Source organism: Methylosinus sp. sav-2, from assembly GCF_004366495.1.
Taxonomy (GTDB): domain Bacteria; phylum Pseudomonadota; class Alphaproteobacteria; order Rhizobiales; family Beijerinckiaceae; genus Methylosinus.
This window is the reverse complement of the sequence record NZ_SOEJ01000013.1, coordinates 23,411-43,388: the sequence shown is the minus strand read 5'-3', so window position 1 is coordinate 43,388 and position 19,978 is coordinate 23,411. Positions and strand designations below refer to the sequence as shown.

Sequence of the window (19,978 nt, the reverse complement as noted above, 5' to 3'; positions counted from 1 at the left end):
ATTCTTTGTCAGAGCGGCGTCGGCGCGAGCGATTTTCCGTATGCGCCGATTATATTGGCGACCTCTGGAAGCTGGTCGACGAGCCGCACGGCTGGTTCGACCTCGAAGGAGGCCCCTGCCCTCTCGAAAATCGCTAGGCATAGCTGGTCGGGGTCGTGTCGGGAACGGAAGGCGAGTCCGTCCGGCGCGTCAGGATGCGCCCACAGCGCGTCGGCCCAGGCGCCGCAAGGCGCATAAGGTCCGGTCGAGATGGAATTGTCGAGGCCGAGAATCTGTAGCCCGGCGCCGTGCAATTGAACGATACGCAGCGCGCTCCGACAGCGCAGGACGCTCGAAGCACGCGCTTCGATGTCGGCTTGAGCGATCATTTTCCTGTGTGGATTGCGCAGCAATGTTTCGACCAGCGCGCCGGCGAAGCGAAATGCGACATAAAGCACGCCAAATGAGCCGGAAGCGCTATCGAAACGATAGGTCGGCGGCGCTCCCGGACCCGGACCGAAGAAGATCGGCTGATGCTCCATCCGATGCACGCGGTGGAGCTCCGTCCGACCGGGCAAAACCTCGATCGGAAGCGCCGCAGTGGCGAGAGCGGCTGGTGGGAAAGTTGCGACGCCCGAAGGGCCTCGGCCCGGGCTCACGCGAAGCCGTCGCCTTGTTCGATCCGGGCGAGTCGTTCCAGCTCCGGGGTCAGTCCCTCGCGCCGCAGCCTCTGCATCGGCGTCTCGCCTCCGAGAGCATCGTCGGGCGCCAACAGAAAATCCATCGCGACCCAGGGACCGGCTTTGGCGAAGACGTCGAGAAGCTTCGGCAGGCCGGCGACGACCGTCCCCTTGGCCTCGTCGAACTGGCAACGCGGATAGCGCCAATCGCCGCCCATGCGCACGGCCAGCAGCGTATTGGCGCGACGGCGCTTTTCGATCGCCTGCCGGCTGACTCCGAGCTGTTGCGCGACCTCGGTCGAGGAAAGCGTGCCTCCAGCGGCTTCGAGGATCTGGACGCGATGTTCCGCATTCCGCGCCACGAGCGGGGCGAGCGGGTCTAGATCGACAAGCGAGGCTTCGGCGGTCGCGGCGTCCGCCAGCACGCGCGCGAGGGCGCCGAAACCTGTGGAGGCGGCGAGCGCTTCGGAGAGTATTTTCAGATCGGCATGCGCGGCAATCCGCGTGATGGTGTCCATGGAGCGACGGAGAAACGCCTCGCGCAAAGGGTCGGCGCTCGCGGCGTCGCGGAAGGCGGTCTCGTGCGAAGATGGAGCTTTCATCGGCGCCTCGGTTGTCCTCAGGAGAATATAGCGCAGTGCATACGTGGTCAACCGAGGCGCGGCCGACAGCGACCGAACCGACGATGCGCCCGCGACGGAATTCGTTCTCCAGAGCTGCTCCGTCGCTTTGCCGCGCGACCATCGAGTCGAGACGATGGTCGCGACAAGGCCATTGACCGTCGCCCTAGTCTTCGCTAGGTTGGGCATGTCTCGGGGAGTCCAAGACAGCAAATCTTTCAGGGGAGACCTGAATATGAGCGCATCGGCGCAAAAGCACGATTATCTCGTGTTCATCGGGCGTTTTCAGCCCCTTCACAATGGCCATCTCCATGTCATACGCCAGGCGCTCGCCGCCGGGCGCAAGCTCATCGTGCTGGTCGGCTCGTCGAATGCGGCGCGGTCGCCGCGCAACCCTTTCACCTATGAGGAGCGGCGCGACACGATCCTGGCCGCCCGTGGCGCGATCGAGGCTGCGCCCGATCGCATTCTCGTTCGGCCGCTGCCAGATTTTCTCTACAATGATCGCGCGTGGATCGCCCATGTCCAGCGCAGCGTCGACGAGGCCATAGCCGCGGACGGCGGCTCGGAACGCGCTTCGGTTGGCCTCATCGGCCACAGCAAGGACAAGTCCTCCTATTATCTGCGCATGTTCCCCAATTGGGACGCGGTCGATGTGCGGACGCAGCATGGCACGCTCAATTCGACCGATCTGCGCGAGGATTATCTGCGCCGCGCGCCGCGCATTCCCGACGCGCCGCTCTGTCCCGCGGAGACCAGCGAGTTTCTCACCCGCTTCATGCTGACCGACGCCTTCAAATGGCTGGTCGGGGAGACGGAGTTCTATCGCGATTACAAGGCCGCCTGGGGCAAGACGCCCTACCCTGTCTTCATCAATTGCGTCGATGCGGTCGTCGTTCAGTCGGGCCATATTCTCCTGGTGGAGCGCGCTCGCCGTCCCGGCGCCGGGCTGCTCGCCCTGCCCGGCGGCCATGTCGATCCCAATGAGAGCTTTCGCGACGCGGCTGTGCGGGAATTGAAGGAGGAGACCAAAATCTCCGACCAGAAGGGAGAAATCCCTCCGGCCATGCTCGCCTCCTTCATCGACGAGACCAAGACGCGGCTATTCGACCATCCCGACCGCTCCGAGCGCGGCCGCGTCGTGACCCAGGCCTTTCTCTTCGACCTTCCGGCGCGCAAGCCGATGTTCTCGGTGCGCGGTGACGACGATGCGGCGAGCGCATGCTGGCATGAGCTCGGCCGTCTGAGCGCCGACCAGTTTTTCGAGGACCACGCCGCCATCATCCGCGAGATGACGGGCGCGTTGATCGACTGATTTTTACTTTGGCGTCCGGGGAGTCCGGGCGCCGGTTTCGCGCTGGAGGAGATTCCAGACATGACTCGCATCAGCAGAATTCTCGACGCCGACAGCTACAAGGCCAGCCATTTTCTTCAATATCCACCCGGGACGGAATTCGTCTCGAGCTATATCGAGTCGCGCGGCGGCGCCTTTGCGCAGAGCCTGTTCTTCGGCTTGCAGATCTATCTGAAGGATGTGCTGACGCAGCCGATCACGCGCGCCGACATAGACGAGGCGGAGGAGATGCTGCTCGCGCATGGCGAGCCTTTCAATCGCGCCGGCTGGGACCATGTGCTGAACGCCCATGGCGGCCATATGCCCGTGCGTATCGAGGCGGTTCGCGAGGGCAGCGTGCTGTCGACCGGAAATGCGCTCGTGCAGATCGTCAACACGGACCCGCGCGTTCCGTGGATCGTCTCCTATCTCGAGACCGCGCTTTTGCGGGCCGTCTGGTATCCGACGACGGTGGCGACGCGCTCCTGGCATTTGAAGAAGATCATCGACGCCGCCTGGCGTGAGACTTCGGACGCGCCGCAGGAGCGGTTGGTTTTCGCTTTGCATGATTTCGGGGCGCGCGGGGCATCGAGCAGCGAGAGCGCTTCGATCGGCGGCCTCGCCCATCTGGTCAATTTTCGCGGCACCGACACGCTCGCGGCGCTCGCCCTGGCGCGGCGCATCTACCACGAGCCCATGGCCGGCTTCTCGATCCCGGCCGCCGAGCATTCGACGATCACCTCATGGGGCCGCGAGCGCGAGACAGACGCCTACGCCAATATGCTGCGCAATTTCGGCGGGCCGGGAAAGGTCGTCGCGGTCGTCTCCGACAGCTATGACGTCTATCGCGCGACGGCGGAGATTTGGGGCGGCAGCCTCGCCTCGCAGGTTCGCGAAACGGGCGGAACGCTGGTCGTGCGGCCCGACTCCGGCGATCCGACGACGACTCCGGTGGAGATCGTCGAAATCCTCGCCGAGAAATTCGGCGCCAGAACCAATAGCAAAGGGTTCCGCCTTTTGCCGAATTGTGTCCGCGTGATTCAGGGCGACGGCGTCGATGAAAGCTCGATCATGGCGATCCTCGCCAATCTGCGCGCGAAAGGTTTCGCTGCGGACAATATCGCGTTCGGCATGGGCGGCGCGCTGCTGCAGAAGCTCGATCGGGACACGCTCAAATTCGCGATGAAGACGAGCGCCATCCGCATCGGCGGTGAGTGGATCGACGTGTTCAAGCAGCCGATCGGCGATCCTGGCAAAGCCTCGAAAAAAGGCCGCCTCGCGCTGGTTCACAGGGACGGCGCGCCGCGCACCATTCGCGCGGAGCAGCGTCGGGACGGCGAGGAGAATCTGCTCGAGGAGGTTTTCGTCGACGGCTATTTGATTCGTGACGAACGCCTCGAGGATGTTCGTCGTCGCTCCTGGTGACGTGCCCCTGAAAAATCCCACCAGCATCGATTAGAGTCCGGCCGATTGCAAGACGGATACGATGAAGAAGAAACGGTTCACGGAAGAGCAGATCATCGGGATTTTGCGGGAGCAGGAAGCCGGCGCGAAGGCGGCGGACCTCGCGTGCAAATACGCGGTTTCGGAGACGACGCTCTACAATTGGAAGGCCAAGTTCGGCGGGATGGACATTTCCGAGGCCAAGCGGCTGAAGGCGCTGGGAGGAAAACGCGCGTCTGAAGAAACTCTTGGCCGATCAGATGCTCGATGCGGCGGCGAACTCCTGGCAAAATTATGTATGGTCCGCCCCGGCATTGCAAGGGTCGTCTGGACTGCGGTCGGACGCAGTTAGCGTAAATGAATCCGGCCTCTCGCGAGTGGGCCGCTGTTGCGGCCAGGTCATGATGAGATTCGCGCGCATCGTTCCCACTAAATGGTACGGGCTCGGGAGCCCGTTTTTTTGATCGAGCTTACGATGCGTGGATCGCCTGCTCCGACATCATTCCTTCTCCCCCGGCAACTGCTGCCGAGCGCCCGATCAGACGTGCGCCGGATCGACCCGCTCGTAGAGATTGCCCGTCCGCGTGAGCACTGCCCAAGCCATTCGGGCGATCTTATTGGCCAAGGCGACGATCACCTTGTTTCGATGCATCCGTGTATCGAGCTGATCGAGCCAAACCGCGAGCTTGTCTTTTTGCCTGTCGAGGCGCGCGACGCACGATCGGGTCAGCGTCGCCGCCTCAGAACTCTCCATGAAGGCGCACAGCGAAGATTGAAACGGATCCGCGATCGCGGTTATAAGCGGGATTATGCACGAACTGATAGTTGGCGGTGAGATGAACCCCGTCCTGGATATTGAATTTGTAGTATGTTTCCAAAATGTGTTCGCCGTCATAAGCGAGCGCGCCATCGCCGAGCAGAATGCCCGATCCTCCGTTCGCCAGATAGCGGATGTGGCTACCTGATATTCCGTTTACGACGCCGGCGACGCCGATCGCATCCTTGGAACGACCCCATCCGCCTCCCGTGAGCACCGCGCCCGCGGAGAGCGATCGTTCGATCTCGGTGAACTCCATCGACTCATATCGGCCGTTCGCCATGCTCGCGCGAAGGAACAAGCCCAGATCATCCGCGAGAGGCTGTTCAATGTTCAAGCCGGCGCCCGCCTTGAAGCGCTTTTTTCGATCGGCCGTAATGTCCGGCGTATTTCCGGAGAGCAAGCCGAGAGCCACAGCCTCGTCATATTTTCCGAGATACGCCAAGTCGCCGTAACCTAAGAATTTGATCTTGGCTTCCTGACCAAGGAGCAGCGAATGGCGCGCCTCGAATTCGACGACGGGCATGAATTGACGAAAAAGCGCGGGCTCGATCGCCTCGCCATTGGGAATGAGGGATGTCTGAAAAACACCGGCGCGCGCCGTCCACCAGTCCTGCTTCCACTCCGCCGTCGCCCCATGCGTATAGCCCCAGGAGTCGGCGGCGTAGTCGAAGGCGCCCATGTCGAGGACAGACCAGTTCAGAAATCCACTTCGGCCATCGTGAGCGTATTTGTTGTCGTCGAAGATATCCACAACGGAATATTTGCCGATTGTGAGTGTGAGACGGTTCGTGTCGACCGAGTTGGCTAGCTGATTTTGGCCCGCCTCGATTTTCTCACTCTCTCCACCAAGGCCGATTGTCTGGCGCAGAAAATATTTCTGGAAACGCAAATACGGTCGCGCATGGCCGACCTTATAGGCTTCGGCGCTGGGAAAGCCGGCGATACCGAGCGTGCTGCTGAGGCCATAGCCCTCGTCTATCTCCGGATCGACGTAGACTTCGCCTCCTTGCCACAAACGCAAGCCGAGGAAAGCGGTCGCAGATACGGTGGCGCGCGCCTGACCGCCGGACGGGGCCAAGCTATTGGTTCCCGAATAAAGGGCGCGGAATTTCGGATAGCCTTGCACGACGCCGGTAATTTGACCGTGCACGCTATATTGCTCGGGAGTATCCGCCGGTTTTTCGTCCTTCTCACGTTCCGAGCCAGCTGATTTCTTCTTCGACTTTTTGTTCGCTTTCGGATCATCCCGTTCGTCGGCGGAAATCGAATGCTCGTCCGGCTCTGCGGTGAGGTTCATATCTCCGAATCGATAGCTCATGCCAAAGCGTAGGATGTGGCTTTCCGCCCACCTTTGGGAGGCGTAATCGAAAGCACTCCCATTGTCGAAGACCTCGCTGTTGTGCGATTGATTCAGGAACAAATATTCGGCGCGGGCTGACCAGTTCGGGGCGAGGGCGTACTCGACGCCAGCGCCAAAGAGATATTTCGTTCGCGACGAAGCCGAGAGACCGCTCGTGAACACATTGCCCGGCGCGCCGCCATTGAGTGTCAGTGTGGAAGCCCCACGCCAGCCGCCGCTCGCCACGCCTCCAGTGGCGTAGAAAAGCATTCGGTCGACCGCAAAACCGAGCCTTCCACGTAAACTCCCAAAATAGGCGCCGCTCGGATCTGCGGTCAGCGTGTAGGAGCCGACTCCCCGGAGCAAATAGACCGGGGGCGCAGGAAAAGTTCCGATCGGACCGCGTCGGCCATCGAGAAAGCTCAGTTCAGTTTCGATCCCATAGACCCAATTTCCATATTGCCAATTGTAGCCAGCCTGCGCGCCGAAAGTTGCGCCGGGGCGCTCACGACCCTGCGGGTAGAGGTCGAAGAGACTGCTGTCCGCAGGACTCACGGATCGAAATCGTTCGGTCCGATGCAACGGAACTCCTGCCCCGAGACTGACGCCGAAATAGAAGCCTGCCCAGCAGAAGGCCGGAGGAACGGCAGTCCGCGCATCGGCGGCGCCAGCGGGTCCGACCGCGCTCAGCATCGCAGTGATAACGATTCCAGCCGTCGAATAGCGCATTGTCGTTTTCATCGAAGAAGACTCATTTTTCACGACACAGCTGCGATGCTCTCTCTCGAGTCCAAGAGTGAAATCATACGAAGCGTCGTATCAAACTGGATCGATCGCCTTCGGCCCGAGATTTTTGGACGTGAGCCAGAGAGACGATCGCCGCGGAATTTCGCCTGCTAAGCGTCGAGACGCGTTTCGTCGACATTTCGAGACTCCTTCGCTGGATGATAAGCCCTCGAGAACTTCTGACGAAGCGCCGGCGCGACGACGAGCAGCATGATCGGTCCGAGCAGCATGCCGCCGACGACGACAGTCGCCAATGGCCGCTGTACCTGTGAGCCGATGCCATTCGAAACGGCGGCGGGAAAGAGGCCGACGCCCGCCGATAACGCGGTCATCAGCAGCGGCCTCATGCGTTGCTCCGCGCCATGGAAAATCGCTTCTCGGAATTCCATCCCCTGGATCGTCAGCTCTCGGAAATAAGTGATGTTCAATATTCCGTCCATCACGGCGACGCCGAACAGGGAAATGAAGCCGATCGCCGCCGAGACGCTGAAGTTCTCACCGGAGACATAGAGGGCGATCACGCCGCCAACGATCGCGAAGGGAATGCCCGCGAGCGCCAGCAGGCTGTCGCGAAGTGAATTGAACAGACTGTAGAGAAGCGAGAAGATGAGCAGGAAGGACAAAGGCACGACGATGGCGAGGCGCGTCTTGGCCTGTTGCAGATTGCCGAATTCGCCGGCCCAGAGAATTTGATAGCCTGGCGGAAGCGCGACTGCGTTCGCGACCTTCGCCTGGGCCTCCGCCACAGTCGAGGCGAGATCGCGGCCACGGATGTTGAATTTCAGTGGGACGTAGCGGCGGCTCCGTTCACGATAGATGAAAGATGCGCCGGTATCGAGGGAAATGGCCGCGAGCTCGCGCAGCGGAACATAGGCGTTCGTCATGCTTCCCGGAGGCGTATAGCCGACCTTGATGTCTCCGATCGCAGCGAGCGTCGTCCGATATTGCGGGGCGAGGCGCACAACGACCGCGAACTGCCTATCGCCCTCGAGCACGGTCGTTGCGTTCGTTCCGCCCATCGCGGCTTGCACGATCGTATTGACGTCACCCGAGTTGAGTCCGTAGCGCGCCGCGCGCTGACGGTCGACTTTGATATTGAGATTGGGCTGCCCGAGCGTGTGGAGAAGCTCGAGATCCTCGACGCCAGCGACGGTTCGGATCTGCTCGCGCACCTTCTCGGCCAGCTTTTCGAGAGTCACGAGATCCGAGCCGACGACTTTCACCGAATTGGCGCCCTTCACGCCAGACAGGGCTTCGTCGACATTATCCTGAATATACTGCGAAAAGCCGAAGACGACGCCCGGCAGCTCTTCTTCGAACTCCTTCTGGAGCTCCGCCGTGAGCTTTTCTTTCGTGAAACCGCGCGGCCATTCATCGAACGGTTTCAACGGCGCAAAAATCTGCACGTCCGAGAAGGCCGACGCGTCGCTGCCATTGTCGGGACGCCCATGTTGCGTCACGACCGTGATGATCTCGGGATGGCGCATAAGAATCTCGCGCATTTTGCGGGTCGATTCGACGCCGGATTCGAGCGACATGGTTGAAGGGAGAGAGGCGCGAATCCAGTAATTGCCCTCCTCGAGCGCGGGCAGGAATTCACTACCGAGACGTGTCGCCAGAAACAGACCGAGCGCGAGGAACAGCGCGCCGGCGCCGATTGCGAGCCCGACATTGTCGAGCGCCCATCGCAGCATCGGAGTATAAGCTCCACGCATCCGGCGAACAATGATTGTCTCTGTCTCCGCGACGCGTGTGGGAAGGACGATCGACGCGAGCACGGGAGTCACGGTGAAGGTCGCGAGCAGAGCGCCTGCAAGCGCATAGGCGTAGGTTCTCGCCATCGGTCCGAAGATCTGCCCTTCGACGCCCGTCATGGTGAATAAGGGTAGAAAAGCGGTGACCGTGATCGCCGCCGTGAAGAAGACCGCACTGTCGACCTGTAGCGCGCTGACGAAGATGAGCCGGAGCCGATTGGTCCAGCGGCGCACGCTGCCGTGGCTACCGGTCGCCGCGGTAGGATCGGGACCCCAAAAGCCTTCCGTGAGATGTTGCAGGAGACGATTTCGCGCCGGGCGATCCGCCTGGAAATTACGAAAGATGTTCTCGACGAGGATGACGGCGGAATCGACGATGATTCCGAAATCGACCGCCCCGAGCGACAGGAGGTTGGCGTCCTCTCCCTGCGCCACGAGCAGAATGATCGCGAAGAACAGGGCGAAGGGAATATTCACGCCGACGATAATCGCGCTACGCAGATCACCGAGAAAAATCCACTGGATGAAGAACACGAGCAGGCAACCGAACACGAGATTGTGAAGGACAGTATGCGTGGTGACGGCGACGAGCGAGCCGCGATCGTAGAAAGGGACGAGCTTCACGCCGGGCGGAAGAGACCCGTCGGAGTTGATTTTTTCGACCTCGGCCGCGACCTTCGGCAGAATCTCGTTGGTGTGCTGCGTGCGGCCCATGACGACGATCGCCGCAGCAACGTCGTCGTCGTGGTCGCGTCCGAGTATGCCGAGACGCGGAACATGTCCGACAGTGACCCTCGCGACATCCTTGATTTGAACCGGCACGCCGTTCGATTGCGTGAGAACGACATTCTCGATGTCGTCCGTTCGGTAGCCTTTCGTCAGATCGTCATTGCCGCCGTCGTCGATGAGGCCAACGCCGCGAATATTCACCGATTGCTGGCCAAGCTCGATCTCCCGGCCGCCGACATTGACATTTGCGTTGCCGAGAGCTGCGATGACCTGTGGAATGGTGACATTATAGGCCTCGAGCTTGCCGAGATCGACCTCGACGCCGAACTGCTTCGTCGTACCGCCCCAGGAATTGATCTGAACGACGCCAGGGATGGTGAGCAGCCGCCGCGTGGCGATCCAGTCCTGAACAGTCCGAAGATCGGTCAAGGTGAAATGCGGCGGCCCGACCAGCTGATAGCGGAAAATCTCGCCGACGAGGCTCGACTGCTGGATGACGGGCGAGACATTGTTCGGAAGCGATGCGCCTTGCTGCAGCGCGATCGCCGCCTGCGCATAGGCGAAATGATAATCCGTCCCATATTCGAAAGTGACGCGAACGAAGCTCAGGCCGTAGAAGGAGGTCGAACGAATGTTCGTCACGCGCGGCGTCGGGTAGAGCGCGATCTCCATCGGCATAGTATAATATTTTTCCATCTCCTCGGCGGAGAGGCCCGGCGCCTGCGCGGTGATCTCGAGGATGACGGGCGCCGGATTTGGGTAGGCTTCTATATTGAGCCGCGTAAAAGCTGTCACGCCGGCGACAATGAACACGCCGACCGCGAGAACGACGACCGCGCGACGCGTCAGCCCGAATTCGAGAATGGATTTCAGCACGGGGCAACCTCGTTCGATCAGCGGCGCGCTATTCAGCCGCGCCGATCGCGGCGAGGTTGTCGAGAAAGACAGCGCCTTTCGAGACGATGAGCTCGCCGACGGAAAGGCCTTGCTCAATTTGGTCGAAACCGTTCTGGCGCAAGCCGATCTTGACTGTCCTCTGCTTGAAGCGTCGGCGATCCTGCGTGATCCAAGCGGTCATGGTTCCGTCGCTTTTGCGGACGATTGCGCTTTCGGGAGCCGCCGGCGCGCGAAACGACGCCCCGACGCGAATGACGAAGTCGGCGAACATTCCGGCGCGAAGCAGATGATCGGGGTCCTTGATCTCCGAGCGCACGAACATGCGCCGGGTGGTCGGATCGACAGAGGGTCCGAGCACGGTGATCGCTCCATGAAATTCTCGATCCGGATAAGCGGCGACGCTGACATGAACGTCCTGTCCGACACGCAGCAGCGGGGCGTCGCTCTCCACGACATTCGCCAGCATCCACATGGTCGACGTATCGGCGACTGCATAAGGCGCCGGGGCGACGCCGGGCTGGACGAAGAGGCCCGGCGACGCGGCCCGAGCCGTGACATAGCCAGCGAGCGGGCTCTTCACGATGAGGCGCGGATCCGCGCGCCGCTCTGCGACGATCTTGTCGATCTCTTCCTCGGTCTTGCCGAAGATGCGAACCGCGTCCCGCGCCGACTTCAGAGTACCTTCGGCCGTCTGCTGATCGGAGATCGTCTGGTCGACCGCTTGTTGCGAAACGCCACCGATCTTGACCAGCGACTTGACACGGTTGAGCGAGCGCGTCTGGAGCGTGAGCACGCCAGACGCGGCGATCAGATTGGACCCCGCCTGCAATAGGTCCGGGCTATCGATGGTGAAGAGGACCTGATCCTTTTCGACACGGTCTCCGATATTGAAATAGGCGTCGATGATCCGTCCCTGATAGGGCGTGAAGACCTGAACGAGGCGGTTCTGGTTGAAATCGATGCTCCCGACGGCTCGTCGTTCTTCGCCGAAAATGCGCTCGTCCACCTTTTCGATCTCGAGCGCGCCGGCCTGTTTATCGTTCAGTCCGATTTCCGTTTCGGCTGAAGCTCTCACCTTCGGACGTGGATATCCGTCGTCTTGTTGACGGAACGCCCAATTCGAGAGGGCGAGGGCGACGAGGACCGCCGCAGCGAAGGCGCTCCCCTCGATGAGTTTTTTGCCCAGACGCATTTGACGGCCTTGTGAAACGGTCTCTCGGGACCGAGAGCGCATGTCTCGATTCCAATCATCCCAGTCTTTCTATGGGGCGCGGCAGTCGATCGGTCTACTGTGATTTATAACAGTAGACCCTGGACGGCAGGAGAACTACCTAACTATGAAGTCACGCGGTCCGAGCGCTCCTGTCTTCCCATTATCACGGAGCGACAGAAGCGAACGAAGACGTTCGATTAGAGCATGCTCGCGGAAGAGAAACTCGGATAGAGATGCAAGTCTTCGGCTCGTCCACTTCGAAAACGCACTGCGGGCGCCGGATTTTCCTCACGCTCTTGCCGATGTTTTCCGCGCTGGCGGGTTGCGCGGTCGGGCCGGACTTCGTATCGCCTTCCCCGCCGCCGACAGAAAAATCAACGTCGAATAAGGCTCCGGTTCTCGCCGGAGGACCAAGATTCGTCCCGGGCGCAGAAATCCCGAAGCGCTGGTGGCAGGTTTTCCACAACCGAGGCCTCGATCGGCTGATCGAAGCCTCGATCGAAAGCAATCCGACCTTGCAGTCGGCCGAAGCCGCGATAAGGGTCGCCTATCACAACGCCGAGGCGCAAAAGGGCGCGTTTCTCCCGACCGCCATTTTCAACTCCACGGACAGTCTCAATCTCCAGTCCAATAATCGATCGCTCGAAACGATCAATCAAAGCCTCTTCAACCAGGCCATGACTTCGCCGACCACCAACATCGGTCCTCCGAATTCGCCCTATGGCTTGCTGTTGAAGCAGCTCACCGTCGCCTACACGCTCGACATCTGGGGGCAGAATCTCAGAAGCGTCGAGGCGGCTGAGGCGCAGACGGATCAGCAGCGCTACCAGCTGGAGGCCGCCTATCTGGCTTTGACTGGCAATGTGGTGACGGCGGCGATCCAAGAAGCCGCGCTACGGGGACAGATCGAGGCAGTCCGCAGATCGATCGCGATGGAAAGGGAGATGCTGGGACTGCTGCGCAAGCAGTTCGAGGCCGGCTACGCCGCGCAGGCCGACGTGCTCACCCAGGAAGCGGCTCTCGCGCAGGCACTGCAGCTCTTGCCGCCGCTCGAAAAGCAATTGTCGCAGCAACGCGATCTGCTGACCGCGCTCGCCGGCCGATATGCGCCGAACGAGATCGCCGAGACCTTTCATCTCGGTTCACTTTCGTCGCCGCACGAACTGCCGATCAGCCTGCCATCGAAACTCGTCCGGCAGCGGCCCGACATTCGGGCGGCCGAAGCCAATGTGCACGAAGCTACCGCGCAAATCGGCGTAGCCATCGCGGCGCGGCTTCCGAATGTCACGTTGAGCGCGAATGGCGGGTACAGCGCCTATCGCCTCGCACAACTCTTCACGCCCGGCACTGAGCTCTATACGGCGTCGGCGGCTGTCACACATACGATCTTCGACGGCTTTTCGCTTCTCAACAAGCAGAGGGCGGCGGAGGCGAGCGTCCTCCAGGCGGACGCGCAATATCGCTCGACCGTCATTGTCGCATTCCAGAATGTCGCCGATGCGTTGCGCGCGCTCGAGGCGGACGCCAAAGCGGTGAAAGCCGCAGCCTACGGCGAAGCGACGGCAAAGAAGAGCCTCGACATCGTGCGCGCCGAGCTGCGTCTCGGGGCCGTCAATGTGCTCTCCGTATTGAACGCCGAGAACACCTATCTGGTGGCCTCAGTGGCGCGCGTCGTCGCGGAAGGGAACCGTCTATCGGACACAGCCGGGCTGTTCATCGCTCTGGGCGGCGGTTGGAAAGACGAAAATCTGCGGGACCTCCCGCCGAACGGACCAGACGGCCCGACCAAGGAGCAGATCGAGAAGTTGAGCACGCCGGCAAACGCCGGCCTGATGCCAGCGTTCGATTGAGCAATGACTAATGTTCGAGCAGCGACACTGAGCGCGCTTCGATGTCGTGTCATTCGTCCGCTCTCAAAGCGTCAGCGCTCGCCATCGGAGCCCCACCGATTGGACGCCGCCCAGAGGAACTCTGGGGATTGCATTGGTGGGGCTCGGCCAACGAAAAAGCGATCTTACGATCCTGGCCGAGGCCGTGACGGACTTTGACAGCGTTGTGGGCTTCGAGGAGGCCGAAACAGAGATCGGCTACAGCGGCGTCCATGTTTATGCCGTATTTACATCTCGTTGTGCGCACGCCCATTGTCAGACTGTGGTGGAACGGCGATGTGTTCCAGCCTATAATACGGACTCTCAGAGAGAGCGAGAATTCGGAGACCAAAAATGTCTGCGACCGACGGCCGGGCGACGATCCTCTGCATCGACGACGACTTCGAGACCTCTTCGTTGATCGCTGAAGAGCTCGAGGACCGCGGCTTCAACGTCGTTCTCGCGAGCAGCGGACAACAGGCATTGTCACTTCTGCCGGACATTCGGCCAGATCTCGTTCTTTCGGATATCAGCATGCCGTCGATGTCCGGATTCGAAGTGCTGGAAAATTTCGCGCGATCTGCCCCCCATATCGCGAGAACGCCTTTCGTGTTCTTGACCGCCATGAGCGACCGCGAGACCGAACTCAAAGGAAGAAGACTCGGCGCCGATGATTATGTTTCCAAACCGATCGACTTCGATCTGCTGCATGCGATCATCGACGCCAGACTGAGAGGCGGCGTGCGATTTTTCGTATCAGAAGCTCCACTGCACGAGCTCAATGAAAGAGAAGTCGAGACTTTGCTGTGGGCTGCGCGCGGCAAGACATCCGACGAGATCGCATCGATCATGAGCATCACGAAGCGAACTGTCGATTATCATCTAGACAACGCACGCAACAAGCTCGGCGTCGCGACTCGAATCGAGGCGGCGGTCAAAGCCACGCTCGTCGGATTGATCGAGCCTTAGAACGATGAAACTGACGCAATCGATAAAATTCCGGATGGTCGCATCCTTGTGGCTCTTGTTCGCTACGATCGCGAGCATCAGCATCTTCGGGTTGGGTCGTCTCGAACGAGTCAATCACGAATGGTCCGACATCCGTGATCGTTGGTTGAAGAGCACACGATATATCGGCGACCTCGACAATTTCACATCGGATTTCCGCGCAGCGGAGGGCGCTTTTCTCATAGCGGCGAGAGACGTCGACGCCATCGCCATAGAACGAGAGATGGAGTCCCTCGACGAGACGATTTCGAAAGCGCAGAGAGGATATGAGAGCATCCTTCACGACGAGATCGAATTGGCGGATTACCGGCTCTTCGAGAAGAATTGGAAATTATATCATGGTGAAGCGAAACACACGCTCGAGGTCATGACGAAGGGAGACAAGGCGGCGGCGGGATATCTCTTCATGTCGGCCTCCAGGGACGCATTTGCTTCGACGAGTGAGGCCCTCGGGAGGATATCTGACCGAACCAACACGCAAGCTCGCCTGGCGAGCGAGCGCTCCGACCACGCCATTCGAGAAGCTCGCGCGTTGATTATCGCCGCCGCCTTTCTCGGCGCGTCTATGGCCCTCGGGATCATGCTTTACGTAACTCGACAGATAACCGACCCTCTATTGGAACTCGCCGCCAGCATGCGGCGTCTGTCGAGGAACGAAACCGATATTCAAATCCGGAGCACCGAGCGACCTGATGAGCTTGGAGAAATGGCGCGCTCCGTCGTGGTTTTTCGTGACAATGCGATCGAGCTTCAGGTCAATCAGCAGGCCCTTGCGACCGAAGCCTCCATGCTCGAGGAGAAATTGGAGCATGAGCGGCGTCTGAGCGAAAATCAGCGCAATTTCATCTCGATGGTGTCGCATGAGTTTCGAACGCCGATGACGATCATCGATGGGCATGCTCAGCGTTTGTTGAACGCTCGTCCTGCGCCTCGGGACGAGGTGGTTATCGAGCGAGCCAACAAGATCCGCGCCGCCGTGAGGCGGATGAGCGTCATGATCGAAGGACTGTTGCAAACCAGTCGTGTGATCGAGAGTCCGAGTCTCTACTTCCATCCGACCGACCTCGACATGTCCGCGGTGCTGAAGGAAGTTTGCGATCTGCATCGCGAAATTTCGTCCACCGTCTCAGTGCTCGAAAAATACAGCGCTGAAAAACTGCCCTTTTATGGGGACAGGAATCTTATTTGTCAGGTATTCAGCAACTTAATCGGAAATGCGATCAAATACTCCTCTCCTGGAGGCACGGTGCGAGTTGAGGTCCGCGGCAGGCGGACTGCCTTGCAAGTTTTTGTCACGGATAGCGGAATAGGGATCCCGCGCCGTGATGTCGATAGTATCTTTTCGAGATACTATCGGGCAAGCAATGTTTCCAGTATCACGGGTACCGGCGTCGGCCTCTACCTGGCAAAGATAGTCGTGGAATTACACGGTGGCGTCATTAAAGTGAGAAGCCGTGAGGGAAGAGGCTCGATCTTTTTTGTTTCACTTCCTTTGGAAGCAACTGGGCGAGCTCGATGAACCGTCAGAGAAAGCGTTTCAGCGATTGCTGAAACACCTTCTGAGGCAGAGCCCTCCGGCTTCCACAGGAATTTCGGCCAACGTCCGTCAGACGCCTTCCCTCCAGCCTCCCGCTATGCTCGAAATCATTGTGTGGACATGAGTATACCGATGCGTGGCGCAGAGCCGGGCCGCAGGTTTCATCGAGAGGCGCCGGGCTCTACCATGACGCCGCCCGGCCACCGGAGGAACGGTTGAGATACTCTCGATGAACCGCAAGATCGCCCGAATTGTTTTGGCTCTGCTAATCATCGGCGCGGCCTCGGCGGGCTATTGGTGGTGGCGCAGCCGTACGCCCGCTCTGCCAGCCTATGTCTCGCGAGCGAACGGGCGGTTGGAGATGACGCGCATCGACATTGCCGTCAAATATGCGGGGCGCATCATCGATCTGCCGATCCGTGAGGGCGATGTCGTGCGTCCGGGGTCAGTGTTGGCTCGGCAGGATACGGCAGAGATCAAAGCGCAGATCGCCGGCGCCGAAGCGCAGCGTCAGCGCGCCATCAGCGCCATAGGACGCGCCGAGGCGGAGCTCGACGTCCGCCGCAACAATCTGCGGCTCGCCGGCCTCGAGATGACCGAGACCGCGACAATGCGCGGCAAGGCGCTCGTCTCGCAGGTCGAACTCGACCGGCGCCGTATCGCGAAGGATGCGGAAGCCGCCGGCGCCGCCGCCGCCGAGGCCGGCGTGAAGGAGGCGCGCAACGCGCTCTCGGAGGCGGAGGCGCAAATCGCCCGATTGAAGGTCATTCTCGACGAGACGACGATACGCGCCCCGGTGAACGGGCGCATCGAATATCGAATCGTGGAGAAGGATGCGGTTCTTCCTTCCGGCGGGCGAATCGCCTCGCTGCTCGAGACGGACGACGTCTATATGACCGTCTTCTTCCCCATGGCGGTGGCGGGCCGGCTGACGATCGGCGACGAGGCGCGCGTCGCCCTGGACGCGTTCGACGGGCCGCCTTTGCCGGCGATCATCTCCTTCGTCGCGGCCGAAGCGCAATTCACGCCGAAATATGTGGAGACCGCCAGCGAGCGCGAGAAGCTCGTCTATCGCGTGAAGCTCAGAATTCCGGTCGAGGCCGCCCGCCGTCTCGACGGCAGGCTGAAAGCCGGCATGACCGGCAATGGCTATGTGCGCGTCGACCCGACAGGCCGCTGGCCGTCCTCGCTCGCTCTCGGACACGCCAAATGACGGGCGCGGAGAAGACGAAGACGCAGCCCGCGATCCAGATCTCGGGTCTCTACCATGACTATGGGAGCGTCCGCGGGCTCGAGAATGTCTCACTGTCCTTGCCGGCGCGCGCGACGATCGGGATGATCGGCCCGGACGGCGTCGGCAAGTCTACGCTGCTCGGCGTCATCGCCGGGGTAAAGAAGATTCAGGAAGGAGCGGTCCTCGTCTTGGGGGCCGATCTGCGCGAACGACGGGAGAGAGAGGCCTTTCTCCCGCATGTCGCCTTCATGCCGCAGGGGCTCGGCCGCAATCTCTATCCGACGCTGTCCGTCTACGAGAACATCGACTTCTTCGGCCGCCTCTTCGGCCTCGGCGCAGGGCGGCGCGACGCGCGCATTCGCCGGCTGCTTCGGGCGACGGGCCTCGATCCATTTCCCGATCGGCCCGCGGGAAAACTCTCGGGCGGCATGAAGCAGAAGCTCGCGCTCTGCTGCGCGCTCGTGCATGACCCGCAGCTCCTGATCCTGGACGAGCCGACGACGGGCGTGGATCCTCTGTCGCGCCGTCAATTCTGGGAGCTCGTCGACGAGCTGCGCAGCGAAAGCGACCAGATGACGGTGATCGTCGCCACCGCCTATATGGAGGAGGCGGAGCGCTTCGAATATCTCGTGGCGATGGATCACGGGCGCGTTCTCATCGCGGACGCCAAGACGGATGTGCTCGCCCGCACAGGCGCGGCGACGCTCGAGAAAGCCTATGTCTCGCTGCTGCCGGAGAGCCGACGCGCGCAGGCGTCGGGCGTGGAGATCCCGCCCTATCGCGACCCCGGCGGCGCGCCAGCGATAGAGGCGGAGGCGCTGACCCGTCGTTTCGGCGATTTCGTCGCAGTCGACAATGTGAGCTTTCGCATCGGTCGCGGCGAGATATTCGGCTTTCTGGGCTCCAACGGCTGCGGCAAATCGACGACGATGAAAATGCTGACCGGCCTGCTGGACGCAACGAGCGGGACGGCGAAGCTGCTCGGCCGAACGATCGACGCCGGCGACATGCAGACGCGGCTGCGCGTCGGCTACATGTCGCAATCCTTCTCCCTCTACGAAGAATTGACGGTGCGGCAGAATTTGACCCTGCACGCGCGGCTCTATCGCGTCGGAGGCGATCGCGCGCAGGCGCTCGTCGACGCCGCGCTGGTCGATTTCGCGCTCGCGGAACATGCGGACTATTCGCCCGCTTCTCTGCCGCTCGGCATTCGCCAGCGCCTTCAGCTCGCCGCCGCCTGCCTGCATTCGCCGGAGGTGCTGATCCTCGACGAGCCGACGTCCGGCGTCGATCCCGGCGCGCGCGATATGTTCTGGCGTCATCTCATCCGCCTCTCGCGCGAGAAGCAGGTGACGATCTTCCTTTCGACGCATTTCATGAACGAGGCGGAGCGCTGCGATCGCATATCGCTCATGCATCGCGGAAAGGTTCTGGCCGTCGGCGCGCCGGACGAGCTGCGGCGGGAGAAGGACGCGGCGACATTGGAGGATGCATTCATCCTCTATCTCGAGCAGGCGGAGGCGAGCGCGTCGGCCGCAGCTCCGCGCCTTTCGCCATCACCGGGCGAAGCATCGCCGCCCGAGCCGGCGCCGACCGAGATATTCGACGATCGCGCGACCGGCTGGGCGGGACGCATCCTCGCCTTTGCGCGCCGCGAGACGATGGAGCTCGCGCGTGATCCGGCTCGTCTCGCCTTCGCGCTGCTCGGCCCGATCGTTCTTCTGCTGGTCTCAGCCTACAGCATCTCTTTCGACGTCGAGAATATTCGCTTCACGAATTTCGACAGCGATCAGACCTTCGCCAGCCGGGAATTCCTGCGCAGCTTCGCCGGCTCGCGCTATTTCGTCGAGATGGCGCCCTCGCGCAGTCATGCGGATATGGAGGCGCGTCTGCGCAGCCACGAAGCCCAGCTCGCCATAGAGATTCCGCCCTCCTTCGGCCGCGACCTCGAAGCCGGCCGGCAGCCCGAGGTCGGCTTTTTCATCGATGGAGCCGCGCCTTTCACCGCCTCGAACATTCGCGCCTATGCGACGGGCGTCGTCCTCGAATATGTCACGAATCTCGATCGCGCGAGAGCCGCGAGCTCGCTGCCGATCTCCGTCGAGCCTCGCTTCATCTACAATCAGGAGTTCCGCAGCATTTATGCGATCACGCCCGGCGTCGTCATGCTGGCGTTGATCCTGATCCCGACGATGCTGACGGCGCTCGGCGTCGTCCGCGAGAAGGAGATCGGCTCCATCGTCAATCTCTACGCCTCTCCCGCCACGATCGGCGAGTTTCTCGTCGGCAAGCAATTGCCCTATGTCGGCGTGGCGATGGTCTCCTATGTGAGCCTGACGCTCATCACCGTATTCATCCTCCGCGTGCCGCTGCACGGCTCTTTTCTGGCGCTCTCGCTCGGCGCGCTGCTGTTCATTCTCGCGGTGACGGCGCTCGGCCTCTTGATATCGGCCTTTGTGCGCTCGCAGGTCGCGGCGATCTTCGGCACGGCAATCATCTGCCTCATCCCCTCGGTGAATTTCTCCGGGCTGCTCTATCCGATCTCGACGCTCACCGGCGGCGCTTACGCCGTCGGCGTCGGCTTTCCCTCCTCCTGGTTCCAGATCGTGAGCCTCGGCTGCTTCACAAAGGGGCTCGGCCTGTCGAGCTTTGCTCCGAACTATCTCGCGCTCGGCGGCTTCGCGGCGCTGTATCTCATCGGCGCGCGGCTTCTGCTCCGCAAGCAGGAGGCGTAGCGA

General features: G+C 61.2%; 12 protein-coding genes and 1 pseudogene. 8 read left to right on the top strand and 5 right to left on the bottom strand.

Annotated features, from left to right (window positions below; translation table 11 throughout):
- Nucleotides 1-8 precede the first annotated feature (8 nt).
- Together EDE12_RS17650 and EDE12_RS17645 are read right to left on the bottom strand one after the other, a co-directional pair.
- Nucleotides 9-521, bottom strand: a complete 513-nt coding sequence (locus EDE12_RS17650; RefSeq protein WP_084768466.1) for an RES family NAD+ phosphorylase — start codon at nt 519-521, stop codon at nt 9-11.
- A 113-nt stretch (nt 522-634) separates the two neighbouring features.
- On the bottom strand, nt 635-1,261 hold the full coding sequence (locus tag EDE12_RS17645) for a helix-turn-helix domain-containing protein (RefSeq protein WP_026598351.1): 627 nt from the start codon (nt 1,259-1,261) through the stop codon (nt 635-637).
- 253 nt (nt 1,262-1,514) lie between these two features.
- Between EDE12_RS17645 and EDE12_RS17640 the strand changes: the two genes are divergently transcribed.
- The 3 genes and pseudogenes from EDE12_RS17640 to EDE12_RS17630 all read left to right on the top strand — a co-directional run.
- On the top strand, nt 1,515-2,594 hold the full coding sequence (locus tag EDE12_RS17640) for a bifunctional nicotinamide-nucleotide adenylyltransferase/Nudix hydroxylase (protein WP_026598350.1): 1,080 nt from the start codon (nt 1,515-1,517) through the stop codon (nt 2,592-2,594).
- A gap of 60 nt (nt 2,595-2,654) precedes the next feature.
- A complete protein-coding gene (locus tag EDE12_RS17635; protein ID WP_026598349.1) occupies nt 2,655-4,037 on the top strand; it encodes a nicotinate phosphoribosyltransferase in 1,383 nt (460 codons plus the stop codon).
- A gap of 61 nt (nt 4,038-4,098) precedes the next feature.
- Nucleotides 4,099-4,333, top strand: a pseudogene (locus tag EDE12_RS17630) (transposase); the annotation flags it as partial.
- Between the two features lie 462 nt (nt 4,334-4,795).
- On the opposite strand, the gene EDE12_RS17620 reads toward EDE12_RS17630, so the two are convergent.
- The 3 genes from EDE12_RS17620 to EDE12_RS17610 form a co-directional block, all read right to left on the bottom strand.
- Nucleotides 4,796-6,955 (bottom strand): carbohydrate porin, encoded by a 2,160-nt coding sequence (locus EDE12_RS17620; protein ID WP_245275739.1) that lies wholly within the window; start codon nt 6,953-6,955, stop codon nt 4,796-4,798.
- A gap of 155 nt (nt 6,956-7,110) precedes the next feature.
- A complete protein-coding gene (locus EDE12_RS17615) occupies nt 7,111-10,359 on the bottom strand; it encodes an efflux RND transporter permease subunit (protein ID WP_026598347.1) in 3,249 nt (1,082 codons plus the stop codon).
- Nucleotides 10,360-10,387: 28 nt separating this feature from the next.
- On the bottom strand, nt 10,388-11,386 hold the full coding sequence (locus EDE12_RS17610; protein ID WP_245275738.1) for an efflux RND transporter periplasmic adaptor subunit: 999 nt from the start codon (nt 11,384-11,386) through the stop codon (nt 10,388-10,390).
- A gap of 440 nt (nt 11,387-11,826) precedes the next feature.
- Here EDE12_RS17610 and EDE12_RS17605 point away from each other — a divergent pair, with 440 nt between their 5' ends.
- The 5 genes from EDE12_RS17605 to rbbA all read left to right on the top strand — a co-directional run bounded on the left by EDE12_RS17605 (nt 11,827) and on the right by rbbA (nt 19,975).
- Nucleotides 11,827-13,443, top strand: a complete 1,617-nt coding sequence (locus EDE12_RS17605) for an efflux transporter outer membrane subunit (protein ID WP_024881781.1) — start codon at nt 11,827-11,829, stop codon at nt 13,441-13,443.
- A 372-nt stretch (nt 13,444-13,815) separates the two neighbouring features.
- Complete coding sequence (locus tag EDE12_RS17600; RefSeq protein ID WP_026598346.1) at nt 13,816-14,430, top strand: response regulator transcription factor; 615 nt, start codon at nt 13,816-13,818, stop codon at nt 14,428-14,430.
- Between the two features lie 4 nt (nt 14,431-14,434).
- Nucleotides 14,435-15,988, top strand: a complete 1,554-nt coding sequence (locus EDE12_RS17595; protein WP_024881783.1) for a HAMP domain-containing histidine kinase — start codon at nt 14,435-14,437, stop codon at nt 15,986-15,988.
- A gap of 247 nt (nt 15,989-16,235) precedes the next feature.
- A complete protein-coding gene (locus EDE12_RS17590; RefSeq protein ID WP_024881784.1) occupies nt 16,236-17,219 on the top strand; it encodes an HlyD family efflux transporter periplasmic adaptor subunit in 984 nt (327 codons plus the stop codon).
- Nucleotides 17,216-19,975 (top strand): ribosome-associated ATPase/putative transporter RbbA, encoded by a 2,760-nt coding sequence (gene rbbA / locus EDE12_RS17585; protein ID WP_024881785.1) that lies wholly within the window; start codon nt 17,216-17,218, stop codon nt 19,973-19,975. Before EDE12_RS17590 ends, rbbA begins: the two co-directional genes overlap by 4 nt.
- The last annotated feature ends 3 nt before the right edge of the window (nt 19,976-19,978 follow it).